Genomic DNA, 16,667 nt, shown 5'->3' on the forward strand with positions numbered 1-16,667 from the left:
GAAATTATTCTAGATATAAAGAGTGGGACAAAATTAGGATGTAGATAATAGCTAATTAGGTACATTCATGTTCTTTTTCGGTACTTTTACAATATGATAAATAATGTTAAATATAGACCGATAGAAGCTTATTTACTTAGTGCAGAAAATTCGTTTAAGGATGTCTCTGTTAATTTTTTTAATTTTATTTACGTTATTTCAGGTAGCGGTGACCATTATTATAATGGCAATGCGTACGCATTTAAGGCTGGGTATTTTATGGTATCTACCCCTGATAAAGGACATCAGTTCAAAATGACTGAAAGGGTCGAGTTTTTAATCATGCAGTTTCATATCAATACAATTATTCACTATCCATGGAAGTCAATTAAAGATCTAGACCGATTACTTTTCAATTCATCACAAACTTCTGGGAAAATAAATTTTTCTGAAAATGACAGTCAACTTGTAGTTTTTTTTGTTAATGAGCTGATTTCAAACCTGAAAGATAAATCTCTTTATTATAGAGAGTTAAATATGTCATATATTGATTCTCTTATTTTTATTGTTGCCAGATCTCTCTCTAATATGAAACCTGCTGGCTTTTCAGAAAATACCGAAAATAAAATCGAAGATGTTTTAAATTATATTGAAGAAAATATTCATTATCCTAAAAAACTAACTATACAACAAATTTGTTCTTCGTTGCAGATCACACCCAATTATTTCAGCACATACTTTAAAAAAAATTGTGGTATTAATTTTCAAAAATATATCAACGATTATAGGCTACGTCTCATTGAACATCGTTTAAAATATAGTGATAAAAGAGTTGGTGAGATAGCCGAGGAATTTGGTTTTGTTGATGAGAGTCATATAAATAAATTTTTCAAAAAGCAGCGAGGTATGAATATGTCATCGTTTAAAATGTTGCTTTTTAAAAATAAATAAAAATTTTGATAAAGTGAAACTACACCAATATATATCAAACTACTAAAATACCGCTAGTATATTTTAATCAAAGATGTCATTTAATATTTTTGTCTCAAAAATCGAAAAAACAGCAAGAAGGGTATGAATTTTGAGTATTATTTTAAGTTATAATCCAGCAATTTTTATGGAAAATCAAAAATCAAGATCGATTGCACTAATAGGTGGTGGGCCCGCGGCTTTATTTATGTTAAAGGAGATTGTCAACCAAAATCTTTCGGTTGAAAGTATCTATATTTTTGAAAAAAATGAGCGGTTGGGAGTTGGTATGCCCTATGGTAAATATGGGGCGTGCAATGAACATCTCGCTAACGTTTCTGCTAATGAAATACCAACATTAATTTCCGATATTCCTACCTATTTATCCAGATATCCAATTGATGATTTTCCAGATTACTATTTAAATGGCGAATTCAATCCAGATCAGGTTTTACCAAGACTCCTTTTGGGAAATTATCTCGAAAACCAATTTCACGAATATATTAAGTTGGCCGTAAAACATAAGATAAAGGTAAATGTTTTTACAGAATCTGCTGTTGTTGACCTCGTATATGACAGTGAAAAAGAAAACTACACAGTGGTTATTACAGATGATAAAGAATATGAAGCCGAAATCGTTGTGTTATGCACAGGGCATCATTGGCCGATAACTTTTGAGGGACAAACAAAAGGATGGTATGATTCTCCTTATCCACCATCAAAATTTAATCAACCGACAAATTTCCCCGTCGCTATTAAAGGAACCTCTCTTACTGCTGTGGATGCCGTCAAAACCTTGTCACGTTTGAATGGTCGTTATATCCATGAAGATGATAAAATCAGCTATGTTCTGAATGAAGGTTCCGAAAACTTTTCTATACATTTATTTTCAACTGGAGGCTATCTTCCTGCATTGAGATTTCATTCAGAAGAAGAACCATACGAAGTTTCCTGGTCAATGACACTGGAAGAGATATATGATTATAAGGAGAAAAATAATGGTTTTGTTGAGCTCGATTACGTTTTTAATAGAAATTTCAAATGCCCACTTAAGGAAAGAGACCCAGCATGCTATGAGAAGATAAAAGATATGACGATTGAGGAGTTTGTAGAAGAAATGTTGACGATTAGAAAAGAGCTCGACAGTTTTACTCTTTTTAGAGCGGAATATTTAGAGGCGAAAAAATCCATTAACAGGAGACAGTCTATATCCTGGAAAGAAATATTATCTGCCTTTAGCTATGCTATGAATTATCCTGCCAAACACTTTTCAGCAGAAGATATGCTCAGATTACGCAAAGTTTTAATGCCTCTTATCAGTGTTATCATTGCGTCTTTGCCACAGGAATCGTACAAAGAGATTATTGCTTTATATGAAGCTGGTGTAATTGATCATATTAAAGTTGACAAAGAAAGCCATGTTGATCCCCATAAAGATGGAGGTGCAATCTATCGTTATATTGATACGGGAGGGAAGAAACATGATCTACATTACCAACTATATATTGATGGAACCGGACAACAGCCCCTGGAATTTAACGATTTGCCATTTGAAGGACTTAAAAATAATGGATTGATCAGTACAGGATATCTAAATTTCAGGAGTAGAGAGGAAGGGCTAAAATATTTTAGCGAAAAAGGCCTAAATGTAAAGAAAGATAGTAACCAAGGTTTCTATATGCAGGTAAAGGGTTTAAGTATAAATGACTATTTTCAAGCACTTGACTTCTTTGGAAATGCGACTAAAAATTTATTTATTATGGCAGTGCCATTCATTGGTGGTCTGAATCCGGATTATTCCGGACTTGACTTTTGCGATACAGCAAGTGAGAGAATTGTAAAGTTTATAAAGAACAATTAAATTCGTATTCTCATAAAACATAGTAAAAGTACATGTGAATTTCTAGAGATTTGTAATTTTTCGATAAATTAAAGTGAGTTTTCTCTGACCATTACCATACCTTTCGGTTGGAAGCATTTAATGAATCCTTCACATAATTTGCGATCTCATCATCGTCTTTCGCTTTCTCTAATCTTTTCTTTAAAGTATTTTCCCAGTCTTGAATAGCCTCATCTGAAGAGTCTCCACACCCAAATATACCTTCTTGTTGATTTGGTCCTAGCAGACAACAGAAGCTATCGCCTTCCATAAATACAACAGGTCTCAATTCTTTAACAAAATCTGACAATTCATTTGAATCGTAATCAATTGGGATAATAGCATCTTCGGAAATTTTCATCTGTATCATAGCGTAGTTTTAGAAATAACAGTTGGCCTTCAACTTTAGTTTTTAATAGTTGTAAAATTATGTTAATACTATATGCAATAAAAGAAAGTGGTTTGCTCCCCGTCCGTGGTCGGTAGTCTCCGCCCTCTTTTTAAGCTAGAGTAATAAATCTTACTATGGTTTAAGAACAACCTTCACGCAATCATCCTCTTTCTCATCAAAGATTTTGTATCCATGTGTCGCATCATCCAGTGATAATGTATGGGTGATAATGTCATCGAGTACAACCTTCCCATCATTAACCAATCCTATAAGTTTGTCAATGTAATTCAGTACAGGAGCCTGTCCCTGTTTTATCGTAATACCCTTATCAAAGATCCGATGAAGAGGGAAGTTGTCATAGGTCGAACCATATACGCCCATGATGGATACCGTACCCATCCTTCTTACTGCCTCAAAGCATAAGTCAAGTACCTTCATTGAACCCATTTCAAAATTTACAGTAGCCTTTATTTTATCCATAAAACTACGTTCCGGTTCAAAGCCCACCGCATCCACACAAACGTCAGCACCTCTACCGCCGGTCATTTCTCTTATAGCTTCTACAACATCGACTTCATTCGGATTGAGTGTATCCACATTGTTTACTGCCCTTGCCTTTTGGAGCCTATAATTTAACGGGTCGATTGCTATTACTCGGGCCGCTCCGTTAATCCAGGCTGCTTTTTGAGCCATTAGTCCCACTGGACCTGACCCGAAGATGGCTACCGTTTCACCGCCTTTCATTTGAGCCCAATCTATGGCCGACCACCCTGTAGGAAATATATCGGTAAGAAAAAGAGCCTGCTCATCAGAAAGATGCTCTGGGACGGTGCGTGGGCTTATATCAGCATAAGGGACCCGTACATATTCAGCTTGTCCTCCGGAATAGCCTCCATATAGATCGGTATAGCCAAATAGAGCGCCACCTTTTTGATCCATTATGTCCCCGTTTGGACCGTAGTGCTTAAAATTAGAGTTTTCGCATGCAGGCGAAGCCTCATGTTTACAGAAGAAACATTGTCCACAGGAAATCGGGAATGGAACAACAACACGGTCGCCGCGTTTGAGATTGGTTATTGCAGAGCCTACTTCTTCAACTATTCCCATGAATTCATGCCCCATAATAAGCGGCTCTTTCTGAGGAACTGCGCCACTCAGGATATGAAGGTCCGAGCCACATATGGCTGTTGAGGTAACCTTGAGAATAACATCTCTGGGGTCAAGGATTTTTGGGTCAGGTACATTATCAACTCTGATGTCACCTGGTTTATGGAAGACAGCTGCTCTCATATTTTTTAGTATTATTGAATCAATAAATTTTTTAGATATAGCCAGATTAGTACGTTTATTTCTAAAAACTCCAGCTATGTATCATTATTCTTCATGTTGATTGCTTGCTATAGTAAACAATTAATCATTTTATGAAGTGGGAGGAATTACTCCATTGGTTTCTGTTGAATTGGAGTCTCGATACTGTATCATACTTGTATCTTGTATACCAGTATCTGTTTGGATCGTAGTATCTGTCGAGAAACTATCTCTATCATTTGGATTGTTACTATTGTTCTGATTGTTACCACAGGCTGATGCTAGTATTAAACTCATTAAAGCACCGAAAAAGAATTTCAATTTTTTCATGATTGTATTTATTTAATTTAACGAATCTTCATTATCGTTTGAGAGTATATCTTGCTAATCGATTTTTTTATCTATAGCTTTTATTAATTCATCTTTAGTCATAGAATGCCGACTTGTTACTCCTGCGCGTTTTGCCATTTCTAACAATTCTGCTTTAGTTTTTTCCTTGCGATTGCTCGAATCTTTTTTTGAATCACTATTTGTAGTTTTCTTTCCGATAGTACTACCTTGTTTTACTTTCCCTTTACTTTGATCTTGCGCTTTATGTTCGCTATGACCGTTTGTTGATTTTTCCATATTGATAAAATTTTATTGTTATGGTGTCTTTATAAAGGTTTCCTGCTCTACATCTTCTATTTCACAATAACCATATCTTAATAGATTTGCAAAAAGATTCATTTTGTTGTCTTTTTTCCTTGGAAAAGACATTTAAAATTGTCTTTTCCCAATCATTTCCTTAAATAAGTTATTTCTATAACTTGATAATCTTATAACATATAATGTGATACAATAGTTCCAAAGGGAGAATACTATAAATGGCTTTTAAAAGTATAATAGGTATAAAATACAGTATTAAAAATCATAGTCATTTTTCATTAAAATACATTTTCACTTCATAAGGTAGTTATTTTTCGATTTAAGATGAAGACTTGAAATACGTATTTTATTTTATCAAATAAGCATTAACAACGTGTGGGGTATGACACATGAAATAACGTTTTATGCAATGGAAATACCTATGCTCAATGACCTCCTTTCTAAAAACTGGAATATTTAGAAGTAGAGAATTCGGGATTGAATTACTAATTTTAAATAGGAAGAATTACAGTAAGATCGCTACCTTCGTAAATCTACACATCCGTTGACGATAATGCTACGACTTGAAAGGAATTTTTACTGAGCAAAAAGGACAATTAATAGAATTTTGGCACACTGACAACTACAGAAATGTGATTGCACCGACACTTGAAACATTCTTGAACTTCAAACGATATTGGAAGAAACTCATGAGCAAGCATGCCATTCAGCTCGCCTGATGATTGAAGTAGGAGTTGATAAAGTGAAAATTGCTCAAGCTACTGGTATTTCCATCGAAGAGATTGAAAAAACTATAGTATAAATACTATAAGATATATTAAATCGATTGGGGAGTGAAGAAGCCCCCAAAAGTTATACACTTATTGGGGGCAGTGTACTATGCTAGCTCTTTTTATAATAAAACTCTAATTTGAGTGTCTATCCAAAAAGTTTCATGGACTTTTAGCAGTTCAACAGGTGAGACTTTATTTAAGATAAAGTCATCATCATCGATAAGATGGATATCGACAGATTCATCCCGTATTTTTTTGACAGTAAATATAGCATCTTTATCCCTAAAATCAATATCAGATTGGAGGATTTTCACCTCATTCTCTACTAGCCACAGTCCCATATCATGACTATCGAGATGCTTTATGAATATTAAATCATGGTCAAAATTCCGTATTTCTTCTCCTTCATGCTCAGGATGAAAATCTTTCAAATAACGCTGATAAATATTTCTTTCCTTTGTTCTCAGGGCATAGTTTCGAATAATCAATCTGTGCGGATTGGCATTAAAACTAAAAGCAGTAGGATTTTCGATAAAGCCATACTGTGTATTATATTTGATAATACGGGTTTCCATGTTTATTTTATCTTCCATTAAAATATGATTAATTGTTTATCATAAAATTAGTAATTCAATTTTTTTAGATAATTTTAATTTTGGTTTTCAACTTTCTTTTATATGAACAAATGAATTGAAAGATAGTTAGTGGAGGGGGCAGAAATGATTTTATTTCACTTATATCAAGTATGGATATAATCTTACCCTAAGCTTCTTCAGCGGAGCAATATCTTCTTCAAGCTGGCATAATTTTCGGAGTTCTGAGACTCCTAGGCCATCGTATTTCTTCTTCCAATTGTAGCATGTCGCTTCGCTGATACCCATCTTGCAGCAGATTTCCTCCACCCGGGTACCCGTCTCAGACTGCTTGATTGCAAAGACGGTATGAGCTTCGGTAAACCGGCCGAAGCATTACTTATTTCTATCTTTTCAAGGGGAAGGAAAAATTATTCATTATAATTAACGTGATATAGGTCTTTATAAGGATGATGAAGGAATATTATCTGCAGTAAATCCATTATGTAAGCATGCTGGTTGTGTTGTGGAATAGCACTAAAAAAAAGTTGGAATTGTCCCTGTCATGGAGCTCGTTATGCTCCAGATGGAATTTTACTAACCTGTCCGGCTACGATGGTTTGGCTGTATATAAGTTAAATGAACAAAGTTAATAGATTAGATTTTATTTAGGATTATTGTCGATGTAAAGTGGATAAATACAAAATATAGGTCTTCGCTAATTTTGCTGAGACCTTTTTTAATATTTTAAAAAAGCTTTAATATTTTTGCATTTTTTCTTTGAGTTCTCCTGCTTAAAGTAAATATGTTGCTAACACGTGGTTAATACGGTCTTAATGTGTTAATACCCGAAATGAATTCTATAGTGAACTAACCGATTCATTGGTATGTTCTTTCTTTATAAATTGGTAAATCAAATAAACAAATCATTATGGAAAACAATTTAAATAATCCCGAAATCATCAATGACTTAATAAAAATTAACAATGATCGCATTGCTGGTTATAAAACAGCTTTAGATCTTGCTCATGGTTTGGGCCTAGACACGTTACGTCACATGTTTGCAAATAATATCTTGCAATCTGAACGTTTCATTGATGAACTAACGCCATATGTGCTACGCGAAGGGGAGCAACCCACGGATGAAACCATGTTAAGTGGTAAGCTTTTTAGAATGTGGATGAGTATAAAAGTAAACATTGCAGGAAACGACAGAAAGAGCTTGTTAGAGAGTTGTGAAAAAGGTGAAGACGCGTTTAAAGAAACCTATAAAAAAACCCTTGAAGATGATGTTAATCATTTATCAACGGAAGTATGTAATAAATTGTTAGATCAATTGAGTCAACAATCTGAAGCGCATAATGAAATTAAAATTGTGCGCGATAATGCATCCTAGTAAACATAAATATTATGAAAAAGGAAACTGGAACTACGCCAAAATTTAAGACTAAATCCTCCATTACTTCAGAGCCCGCATTAAACGAGCTTTTTCTCGACGGAATTATGGACCTGTATTGGGCAGAAAATCATTTGGTAAAAACATTGCCAAAAATGATAAAAGCCGCCACTTCTCCGGCTTTAGTTAAAGCAATAACAAATCATTTGAAAGAAACTGAAGGTCATGTGAGTCGTCTGGAAAACATATTCCAATTGTTGGGCAAAGAAGCTATTGCCAAAAAATGTAATGCAATGGAAGGTTTAGCTAAGGAGGGAGAGGAGATCATAGAAAGTACAATAGCGGGAACAGCTACGCGAGATGTTGGTATTATATTGGCTTCTCAAAAAGTAGAACATTACGAAATTGCAAGTTATGGAGGATTACACCAACTGTCCGTAACCTTGGGATTAACAGATGTAGCCGCGTTACTAGAACAAACTCTTGACGAAGAGAAGGCTGCCGATACGCTTTTGACAGAAGTTGCTGAAGATGATGTGAATTATACTGCTGCGGAAGAATCATAAATTATTTAATTACATGATGATGAAAAAAAAAGATATTCAGGATAAACCTGCAGGTCCTGCAGAAAATGATAAAATTAAATCTCTTGCCCCGCATACTACGGATGCGACGGGCAAGTTGATGACGACAGATCATGGTTTAGCTATCAATGATGATCAGAATTCGTTGGTAGCTGGTGAGCGAGGTGCTACCTTACTTGAAGATTTTATTTTAAGAGAAAAGCTGACACACTTTGACCACGAAAGGATTCCAGAGCGTGTAGTTCACGCTCGGGGGTCGGGCGCTCATGGTGTATTTAAATTATATGAACCGCTGGAAAGCCTAACTAAAGCTGGATTTTTAAATGATACCGAAGTCGAAACTCCAGTATTTGTACGTTTCTCTACCGTAGCTGGTTTCTAAGGGATCTACTGATTTAGCTAGAGATGTACGAGGTTTTGCCGTTAAATTCTATACGCAACAAGGAAATTTCGACTTGGTGGGAAACAATATGCCTGTATTTTTTATCCAAGATGCCATGAAATTTCCAGATCTTGTTCACGCTGTAAAACCTGAGCCTGATAATGAAATTCCTCAAGCAGCATCTGCTCATGACACATTCTGGGACTTTATTTCATTAATGCCCGAATCTACCCACATGATCATGTGGTTGATGAGTGACCGAGCTATACCCCGAAGTTTTCGGATGATGGAGGGGTTTGGCGTGCATACATTTCGCTTCATTAATAATAAAGGTGAAGCAAATTTTGTTAAATTCCACTGGAAGCCTTTATTAGGAGTACACTCTGTAGCCTGGGATGAAGCACAAAACATCTCTGGAAAAGATCCAGATTTCCATAGAAGAGATCTTTGGGAAGCAATTGAAAGTGGAGCTTTCCCAGAATGGGAATTAGGTGTCCAGATTGTTGCAGAACAAGATGAGTTTAAGTTTGGAATAGATTTATTAGATCCAACAAAGATTATTCCGGAGGAACAGGTCCCAGTACAACGGATTGGAAAGATGACGCTGAATCGTAATCCAGATAATTTCTTTGCTGAAACTGAGCAGGTGGCTTTCCATGTTGGAAATGTTGTACCTGGGATAGACTTTACAAACGATCCTTTATTGCAAGGTCGATTGTTTTCGTATACAGATACCCAATTGATACGTTTGGGTGGACCCAACTTTCATGAAATCCCGATTAATCGCCCAATCGTGCCAATCCATAATAACCAAAGGAATGGTTTTATGAGACAAACTATTAATAAAGGTAAGGTGAGTTATGGTCCTAATTCAATAGGAAATAATGACCCACAGCAGGTGAAAGAAGCCGATGGGGGTTTTGTTTCTTATGAAGAACGCATCGATGCGAAAAAAGTAAGAAGTAGAAGTAAAAGTTTCTTTGATCATTTTAGTCAGGCACGACTGTTTTTCTTCAGTCAATCGCAGCCAGAGAAAAACCATATTGTAGATGCTTTTTGCTTTGAGCTTGGTAAAGTTAAAACGATTGCTGTTCGCGAACGAATGATTGGTATCTTATCGCTTGTCGATAAGGGACTGGCTGCTGAAGTCGCTTTTCAGCTCGGTCTAAAAGTGCCTGCAGAATTGGAACAACCTATTAACCGAAGTATTCCAGCAGACGGAAATCCAGCAGATTATCAACCAGAGCAAGTTGAGGGGGTGGTGAAGAAGTCAGCCGCTTTAAGTATGGCAGATACGGCGAAAGAGAGTATAGTGAGTAGAAAAATTGCTATACTTGCTGCTGACGGCTTCGACGCACAATCACTAAACACCGTGAAAGAAACTATTGTTGCCGCAGGAGGGGTCGTGCATATCATAGCACCTAAGCTGGGGGTCATTGTTGCTTCAGATGATACCTTAATAGCAGTAGATGAAAGCTTTTTGACCGCGGCATCGGTATTATATGATGCTGTATATGTACCGGGTGGAACCAATAGTGTAGCTACATTGGAAGCAGAAGCTAACGCGATTCACTTTTTAAATGAAGCTTTTAAACATTGTAAAGCTATTGCAGCGGATACTCAAGCTTTACAGGTCCTCGAAGCAACTTATTTCTTTAAAAAGCTGCCGGAAGATTTTTCTGAAGAATCTGTTTTGACAGAAGGTATTGTTATGAGTGAGGATGGTTTGACTCTTGCGGCATTATTTGTGAAAGCGATAGCACAGCATCGTTTTTGGAACCGTGAAAAACCAAGATTAGTACCAGCATAATGACTTTCATGCTTATAAAAGAAAATACCCAGCTATGCTGGGTATTTTCTTTTGATTTTTTTTTAGTTTTTAATCTTGCAAGATCCTTAGTGCTACGTCGTTTCCTTGTTGGGCGGCCAAATCTAGAACTGACAATCCTCGTGTATCCAGGATGCTTTTATTAGCACCACTTTCTAATAAGACCTGTAGAATATCGTTTCTTCCAAACATAGCTGCAAACATAAGAGCAGTACCTCCATTTCCATGCTGAAGATCGAGACTAGCGCCATTATTGATCAATAGTTCTACAATATTTTTGTATCCTTTAAATGCTACACCCATGAGTGCGCTGTTTCCCCCGTTATCCTGCGCATCAATATGCGCACCTGAATTTAATAGCAATTGAACGGCTTCATATTGATTATTATAACATGCAATGATGAGCGGAGTATAACCTTTCTCATCTTTAATGTTAATATCTGCTTGTTGGCGAATGAGTTCTTGTAAGACTTCAATATTGCCAACTCTAGCGGCATGAATGATTACTTTAGCATCCTGAGTCATATGTAATTTTATTTAGTTTAACTTTTTATTTACTGGTTTTTCTTTTTTTTGAAGTATTCTTTTGCAAGTTTCAGTCCGGTAGCTATAGCAACAGCTTCCGTTGTTCCTTCTCGCAGTAAAGCATTTGCGATTTCTATAGCTTTATCTCGAACTATTATTGGCTGATTTTTATAAGAAATTGGGAAATCTCCATTATACCAAGGCATACGCGATCTTTTTGTTTATATAAAGAACAACGTGAATAAGAGATAGTTTTTTATTTAAAAAATAAAACAACTTTAAGAAGTAGTATTTTGCTCATGATTATCTGAGTTTGAGTAAATTATGCTGTTCTTCTTTTTTTGAAATATTATCGTGCCAATTTAAGATCTATGACAAAAGCGACACATTCAGGCCTCCCTTCTCTAGCAATGCATTTGCAATTTCAGCAGCCTTCTTTTGAATATTTATCGGTTGATCTTGATAAGAAGTTGGGTAGTTATCGTGGTTACCTATCATAATTTCTTATATATTTAATGATTCGCTAAATCTATAGGGGTTCAAAATCTTTCATTCTTTAATACTATTGTTGTTAGTTATTTTTGAATATAAGAATTTGGCTCTTCTTTTGATATTGGAACGTTAATGCGTAATCTAATTAATTTTTAGCTTTTTCTTTATAACCGAAAGCTGAATGAAATTGTTATCGAACAGTATTTTGGTAAAAATTATAAAACGATGAGAAATAAAACTTTGGCTATCCTGAATCTTATGGCTTTGATAATGACAATAATTATTAATTATTTATCAAATACCGGTTTTATAAACGGAAAAACAATGAAAATTGTTTCCAATGAAAATCACAATCTTTTTACTCCAGCTTCATACGCTTTTTCTGTGTGGGGTTTAATTTATTTATTCTTGATTGGTTTTGTTATTTATTCATTTGTCATTTTGAAAAGAAAAAGAGAATGCAAAATCATCGGTCAAGTAAATGTTTGGTTTATAATTTCGTGCGTTTTGAATTGTCTCTGGATATTTGCTTGGTTGAACGAATTCATTGGTACTTCAGTTATATTAATGGTTTTATTACTCATGTCGTTGCTTAAGATTATTGTTAATGTAAAAGCCGAATTGACTAATCCTCCATTTCGTATTGTTGCACTGGTATGGTGGCCATTTTCTATCTATTCTGGCTGGATATCTGTAGCATTGATAGCCAACGTGGCGGCATATCTAACTAAAATACAGTGGGATGGGTGGAGTATTTCTCCAGTTACTTGGACTATTATTATGATTATATTAGCTGGAATTCTCAATGTTTTTATGACCTGGAAACGTAATATGAGAGAATATGCTATTGTTGGATCATGGGCCTTAATAGCTGTGGCGATTGCCAATGTTGATGCTAGTAGTGCTGTCTTTTTAGTAGCAATTATTACAGCAGTAGTAATAGTTGTAAATTGTCTGCTTCATGGTGTAAAAAACTTTCGAGGGTTCGGAGAAGATTTTTAGGAACTAAGTTTAACTTATTTTCAATTTTTAGAGCTTATAATATGTTTGCTAGCTTGCATTTTATGAATAATTGCATTGAATAATTTTTATGTAATTATTCAAAATGGCCCTGTTTAGATTAGCTTGTCGGTGGGCTGTGTTATTAATATTTTATTTAATATCAAACTGTCCGTAAACATTATGGCTTTCTCTTGTCTTTTGATAGTCGGAGTTCAAATAATATTTTACGATTCTGTATTTTCCTGTCTTATAATTGATCTGGTCCTTATATAATTTCATATTAAAATTTTCACTCTCAGAAGGTTTTAGTCGCCAGCCAAGGTCGTGGAACAGAATATCCTTGGGTGAGATTTCTTTCCACTCATTATCTTCATAATTTTCAATTTGATAACGTAACCCTGTTGTAATTGTATCATTGGTATTATTGGTTATTATTACTTTTATAGTATCAGGGATCTGAGAAAGTATAAAAACCTTGGGGTCAACAGACAATGATATCGACTTGTCTTCTTTATCATTTACTTGTTCCTTCTTAGTTGTTTGCCGCTCTCGCTTGTTAGTTTGATTACAACTAAATAATAATGTTGCCGAAATTACAAGTAGGATCAGATTTCTCATCATTCTATTTTTATGGTTTCTGGTTAATAGCCTCCTAATTGGTAAAAAAGTGGCGCTTTTTTGATATAGCAAAGCTTTTATATTTAAATCACTAAACTTCATTACACCGGCATGGTAAATTTAAACGTTTTTAATCAGATTTTATCTCTTAGCGACCGCGAATAATCAAAGATTTAGTTGTGTTAATCATAAGTGTGACAAACATTGCAATGGGATAAATATTTGACCCCATCTAGCATTAACGATCAACTTTTTGTAGGATTAAGAGAAGCTTAAGATTTCTGTTCGGGTAGCAAGCGTTTCGCTCATTTCTAATAAGTATCTTTTTTTACCTGATACTTTGAAGTTTACAATTAAATGATCGTTTTCTTTTACAATTTCCATCCGTTCTAAAGTAAGTCCTTTTGTATTCCCGTTCAAAGCTAATGGCTCCTCCACATATGATAGAAATAACCATTGCTACCATGTCTTTGATTTCTACTGTAAAATCCATTAGTAAATTCTCTTAAATTTATTGCTCCTTTTAAATGTTTTGGCTGATTTTGTTAAGGCTGCAAAAGGCATTAGCTATTTTTCAAACCTGTTGACAGAGATGTATAGAACTCAAGCCCTTATTTATTCAAATTTCTTCTATTTCTCTACCATAAATATAGCTAAAATGGTGGACTTAAAACTTCAACACTTATATCAACGGAGAGAGTTCTAACGATAAATTGGACCTAGCTCAGAAACAGCCGTAATAAAAACAATCTTATTGAGTATCAATTAAACTAAAAATAATAGTAAAATTACACTAATATATTTAGTTTTATTATATATCTTTGGATATTGAAGCAGGGAGGGCATGCTCCAAGACAACTGGTTGCTCAACATTCTGGCGTGCCCGATCTGTTCAATATTGTTAATCAAAACAGGGCAGTAGGCTCTAGGTGAGCTTTGGAGTAAAGCAATCAAAAAGAACTACCTGTTGGCAATAGGCGAAAAAGATAAATAATAAATGCGATGAATGTACCATTGACTATCGAAATCTTGAAGGACTTAAAGCATAAGGGATACAATATCCTGAAGTCCGATAACAGTGTGGACGATGTAGTCCAGCATTTTGTCCCGACAAAAGTAAATGACCTATGGGCATTTATGGGTGAGTTCAACAAGGACTCTGCTACCGTAGTTATCGAGCAGATCTTAGATGTGCCCGAAGAAGTGTTAGAAGGAAAATTCCTACGGGTTTTCTGATTGATAACCGATTAATTTAAAACGACGAAAGATGAATTTAAAGCAAATACACCAAGAATATATACTCAAGCATCCTACAGCTGTAAAGGCAGGTAAGAGCAGAGCACAGCTATCCTTTAGGCAGATTGCAGGCATCCGTGAGTCTGCCTTTAGCATCTCCCAATTGTTCACGATAGCGGATGGCGAGCATATCATTAAGCAGGGCTTCGCCCGATGGCCAGATATGATAGCAGGAGAGTTGGCGCTGCTCAAGAAAAGATTGGTTGATTAGAGCGTAGTAAGAAGTTATTTTTTATGAAAAATATATGGTACCCGCATGGTTAGATAAAAAAAGAGAAATACCTTCTGATGTACGAGCGCTCATAAATTTAGCTCGAGAAAACAACTGTTGGATTTATCATATCCGTACAAGGATATTTTACACGCCAGATGAGTTTTTGGCGCAATGGAGATTATTGTATTCAGAGGGGATTAGAGGACTGAGTAACAATAAAGAATTTGCTGTTAAAAGCCCTTATGTTGCCATCAAGCAGCGTGCCGAGTGGATCAATAAAGCAAATGAAGAGCTGCAAGCTATCTTAACAAAGCTTGAAACCTACGAAGCTGAGTTCAAACCCAAACCTCAGAAATAGCCTACTTATTCAATTAGGCCTTTTCACAAAATGAGCCATACCCCTAAATTATTCTTATCTTGGTATAACCAACGCTATACCGTTATGCTGTACAACCCCTTCGAGCAATTGACCCGTAGTAACTTCCAAGATCTCTTGGAACAGGGCTATCGCGATTTTGTGCTACAACGGTTCGAGTGGCCCGACCTCAACAAGGGCAGCGGCTTCATGTTATTGCCCTATTGGACAGCAGAAGAGGCACATGCACATGCTGCAGAACTTGGCCCCAAAGAAGGCAAAGCTATTCGCATACCTGCAGATGCGCGCAGCATACAGCAGATGCTAGAGGTCAATTCGGGGTATCGCATCTTCATCAACCTGTTTCGCGAAGAGAAATGGAACAAGCGCATGTTGCGCATGTATGAAGGCAAGATCATCAATTACCTCCGCAGCAACACCACCTTCAAGCGCAAGAATCCGATAGACATTCTGTTCACCCTCGAGCATGGGCGCGTTTGGGCAGTCATTACCGACGGTAACACCCAAAAGAAAGTGCGCGCCATCGAGCTGATCGCTTAGCCAAAAACACTATCAAAAAAAAACAAATGGACACCTCAACGTGTTTAATTTCAAAAGGACTATATACCACTTCAACCAAATACTATGTGCTGGGACATTTCACTACATTCGGAAGTTGACATCATCAAAAAAGGCTTCCCCAAATTACGGGACGAGCGCAAGCAACTCGATTACGACTATCGTTATTTCGAGAATTTGCAGGCCATTACGTTTCCAGCTTATCCCATCATCTATAAAGACAAAGAAGGCGAGGAGCTCGGTCTACAAGAGATGGAGTGGGGCGTACTGCCCACCTATATCCAAGACCCCAAAGAGCAGGAAGATCGCCGTCGCAATATGGTCAATATCCGCAGCGAGCGTATTCTTTCCGATGGCAAGTCCTACTGGCATCGGCTGAAAAACCAGCGCTGCCTCATCCCCGTATCCGGAACCTTCGAGCACCGCAAGATCCATGGTTGGAAAAAGAAAGTACCCTATTATATCAGCGAAAAGGGGAGAGAGGTATTCTATATCCCCGGACTGTACCAATGGCACGAGCATGTTGACCAGAATGGCGAACTCCACAAAGTCGGCAGCTTCGGTATGCTCACCCGTGAGGCTAACAGCGTCATGGGTCAGATCCATAACGATGGACCCAACAAAAGAAGGATGCCCTTATTCCTCACACCAGAGCTGGAGCAGCAATGGCTATCTGCAAAAGATGATGAAGCCCTGATGCCCATCTTCAATTATGAGATATCCGACCAAGCATTGGACTATTATCCTGTCTACACGTTAAGGGGATATCCCGACAGACCAGACGGCAAGCATCGCTACGAACCCTACACCTGGTCAGACCTGCCACCACTGGGCCAAGACGGGCCTATACAGCAGAGTTTATTCTAACCGATAGCCA

The 16,667-nt window shown here is 36.5% G+C and carries 20 protein-coding genes and 2 pseudogenes; 12 read left to right on the top strand and 10 right to left on the bottom strand.

From position 1 onward, the window contains the following. The first annotated feature begins 93 nt into the window (after window positions 1-93). Both ACFX5U_RS09440 and ACFX5U_RS09445 read left to right on the top strand, forming a co-directional pair. A complete protein-coding gene (locus ACFX5U_RS09440; RefSeq protein ID WP_400263255.1) occupies window positions 94-930 on the top strand; it encodes a helix-turn-helix domain-containing protein in 837 nt (278 codons plus the stop codon). A 166-nt stretch (window positions 931-1,096) separates the two neighbouring features. Further along, on the top strand, window positions 1,097-2,809 hold the full coding sequence (locus ACFX5U_RS09445; RefSeq protein WP_400263256.1) for an FAD/NAD(P)-binding protein: 1,713 nt from the start codon (window positions 1,097-1,099) through the stop codon (window positions 2,807-2,809). A 91-nt stretch (window positions 2,810-2,900) separates the two neighbouring features. Here ACFX5U_RS09445 and ACFX5U_RS09450 read toward each other — a convergent pair whose 3' ends face one another. The 4 genes from ACFX5U_RS09450 to ACFX5U_RS09465 form a co-directional block, all read right to left on the bottom strand. Beyond that, window positions 2,901-3,197 (bottom strand): hypothetical protein, encoded by a 297-nt coding sequence (locus tag ACFX5U_RS09450; protein ID WP_280568379.1) that lies wholly within the window; start codon window positions 3,195-3,197, stop codon window positions 2,901-2,903. A gap of 153 nt (window positions 3,198-3,350) precedes the next feature. After that, window positions 3,351-4,508 (bottom strand): zinc-dependent alcohol dehydrogenase, encoded by a 1,158-nt coding sequence (locus ACFX5U_RS09455; RefSeq protein WP_400263257.1) that lies wholly within the window; start codon window positions 4,506-4,508, stop codon window positions 3,351-3,353. Window positions 4,509-4,637: 129 nt separating this feature from the next. Next, window positions 4,638-4,856: a hypothetical protein gene (locus ACFX5U_RS09460; protein ID WP_400263258.1), complete on the bottom strand. Its 219-nt coding sequence runs from the start codon at window positions 4,854-4,856 to the stop codon at window positions 4,638-4,640. Between the two features lie 54 nt (window positions 4,857-4,910). Beyond that, the gene (locus tag ACFX5U_RS09465; protein WP_400263259.1) at window positions 4,911-5,153 is read right to left on the bottom strand and encodes a Rho termination factor N-terminal domain-containing protein; all 243 of its coding nucleotides are present in this window, start codon (window positions 5,151-5,153) and stop codon (window positions 4,911-4,913) included. Window positions 5,154-5,850: 697 nt separating this feature from the next. Here ACFX5U_RS09465 and ACFX5U_RS09470 point away from each other — a divergent pair. Continuing rightward, window positions 5,851-5,976, top strand: coding sequence for a hypothetical protein (locus ACFX5U_RS09470; protein WP_400263260.1), 126 nt, complete (start codon window positions 5,851-5,853; stop codon window positions 5,974-5,976). Between the two features lie 90 nt (window positions 5,977-6,066). Here ACFX5U_RS09470 and ACFX5U_RS09475 read toward each other — a convergent pair whose 3' ends face one another. After that, complete coding sequence (locus tag ACFX5U_RS09475) at window positions 6,067-6,540, bottom strand: hypothetical protein (RefSeq protein WP_400263261.1); 474 nt, start codon at window positions 6,538-6,540, stop codon at window positions 6,067-6,069. Window positions 6,541-6,711: 171 nt separating this feature from the next. Next, window positions 6,712-6,906: pseudogene (locus ACFX5U_RS09480) on the bottom strand (transposase); the annotation flags it as partial. A 544-nt stretch (window positions 6,907-7,450) separates the two neighbouring features. Here ACFX5U_RS09480 and ACFX5U_RS09485 point away from each other — a divergent pair. The 3 genes and pseudogenes from ACFX5U_RS09485 (at window position 7,451) to ACFX5U_RS09495 (ending at window position 10,691) form a co-directional block, all read left to right on the top strand. Next, on the top strand, window positions 7,451-7,915 hold the full coding sequence (locus tag ACFX5U_RS09485; RefSeq protein ID WP_400263262.1) for a PA2169 family four-helix-bundle protein: 465 nt from the start codon (window positions 7,451-7,453) through the stop codon (window positions 7,913-7,915). Between the two features lie 14 nt (window positions 7,916-7,929). Beyond that, window positions 7,930-8,481 carry a ferritin-like domain-containing protein gene (locus tag ACFX5U_RS09490; protein WP_400263263.1) on the top strand — a complete coding sequence of 184 codons (552 nt, stop codon included), beginning with the start codon at window positions 7,930-7,932 and terminating at the stop codon, window positions 8,479-8,481. A 19-nt stretch (window positions 8,482-8,500) separates the two neighbouring features. Beyond that, window positions 8,501-10,691, top strand: a pseudogene (locus ACFX5U_RS09495) (catalase). A gap of 69 nt (window positions 10,692-10,760) precedes the next feature. On the opposite strand, the gene ACFX5U_RS09500 reads toward ACFX5U_RS09495, so the two are convergent. The 3 genes from ACFX5U_RS09500 to ACFX5U_RS09510 all read right to left on the bottom strand — a co-directional run bounded on the left by ACFX5U_RS09500 (window position 10,761) and on the right by ACFX5U_RS09510 (window position 11,732). After that, the gene (locus tag ACFX5U_RS09500; RefSeq protein WP_400263264.1) at window positions 10,761-11,234 is read right to left on the bottom strand and encodes an ankyrin repeat domain-containing protein; all 474 of its coding nucleotides are present in this window, start codon (window positions 11,232-11,234) and stop codon (window positions 10,761-10,763) included. Window positions 11,235-11,263: 29 nt separating this feature from the next. After that, entirely contained in the window at window positions 11,264-11,440 is a 177-nt protein-coding gene (locus ACFX5U_RS09505; protein ID WP_400263265.1) for a hypothetical protein, read from the bottom strand. Between the two features lie 163 nt (window positions 11,441-11,603). After that, a complete protein-coding gene (locus ACFX5U_RS09510; protein ID WP_400263266.1) occupies window positions 11,604-11,732 on the bottom strand; it encodes a hypothetical protein in 129 nt (42 codons plus the stop codon). Window positions 11,733-11,951: 219 nt separating this feature from the next. Between ACFX5U_RS09510 and ACFX5U_RS09515 the strand changes: the two genes are divergently transcribed. After that, window positions 11,952-12,728: a hypothetical protein gene (locus tag ACFX5U_RS09515; RefSeq protein ID WP_400263267.1), complete on the top strand. Its 777-nt coding sequence runs from the start codon at window positions 11,952-11,954 to the stop codon at window positions 12,726-12,728. A gap of 150 nt (window positions 12,729-12,878) precedes the next feature. On the opposite strand, the gene ACFX5U_RS09520 is transcribed toward ACFX5U_RS09515, so the two are convergent. Beyond that, window positions 12,879-13,349: an immunoglobulin-like domain-containing protein gene (locus tag ACFX5U_RS09520; protein ID WP_400263268.1), complete on the bottom strand. Its 471-nt coding sequence runs from the start codon at window positions 13,347-13,349 to the stop codon at window positions 12,879-12,881. A gap of 999 nt (window positions 13,350-14,348) precedes the next feature. Here ACFX5U_RS09520 and ACFX5U_RS09525 point away from each other — a divergent pair. The 5 genes from ACFX5U_RS09525 to ACFX5U_RS09545 all read left to right on the top strand — a co-directional run bounded on the left by ACFX5U_RS09525 (window position 14,349) and on the right by ACFX5U_RS09545 (window position 16,657). Next, the gene (locus ACFX5U_RS09525; RefSeq protein ID WP_400263269.1) at window positions 14,349-14,582 is read left to right on the top strand and encodes a hypothetical protein; all 234 of its coding nucleotides are present in this window, start codon (window positions 14,349-14,351) and stop codon (window positions 14,580-14,582) included. A 31-nt stretch (window positions 14,583-14,613) separates the two neighbouring features. Next, window positions 14,614-14,853 carry a hypothetical protein gene (locus ACFX5U_RS09530; protein WP_400263270.1) on the top strand — a complete coding sequence of 80 codons (240 nt, stop codon included), beginning with the start codon at window positions 14,614-14,616 and terminating at the stop codon, window positions 14,851-14,853. 34 nt (window positions 14,854-14,887) lie between these two features. After that, window positions 14,888-15,214: a hypothetical protein gene (locus ACFX5U_RS09535; protein WP_400263271.1), complete on the top strand. Its 327-nt coding sequence runs from the start codon at window positions 14,888-14,890 to the stop codon at window positions 15,212-15,214. Between the two features lie 30 nt (window positions 15,215-15,244). Next, on the top strand, window positions 15,245-15,772 hold the full coding sequence (locus tag ACFX5U_RS09540; RefSeq protein ID WP_400263272.1) for a hypothetical protein: 528 nt from the start codon (window positions 15,245-15,247) through the stop codon (window positions 15,770-15,772). Between the two features lie 84 nt (window positions 15,773-15,856). Continuing rightward, window positions 15,857-16,657, top strand: a complete 801-nt coding sequence (locus ACFX5U_RS09545) for an SOS response-associated peptidase (RefSeq protein WP_400263273.1) — start codon at window positions 15,857-15,859, stop codon at window positions 16,655-16,657. The last annotated feature ends 10 nt before the right edge of the window (window positions 16,658-16,667 follow it).

Origin of the sequence: Sphingobacterium sp. SG20118, assembly GCF_044740685.1 — a bacterium.
Classification (GTDB): Bacteria; Bacteroidota; Bacteroidia; order Sphingobacteriales; family Sphingobacteriaceae; genus Sphingobacterium.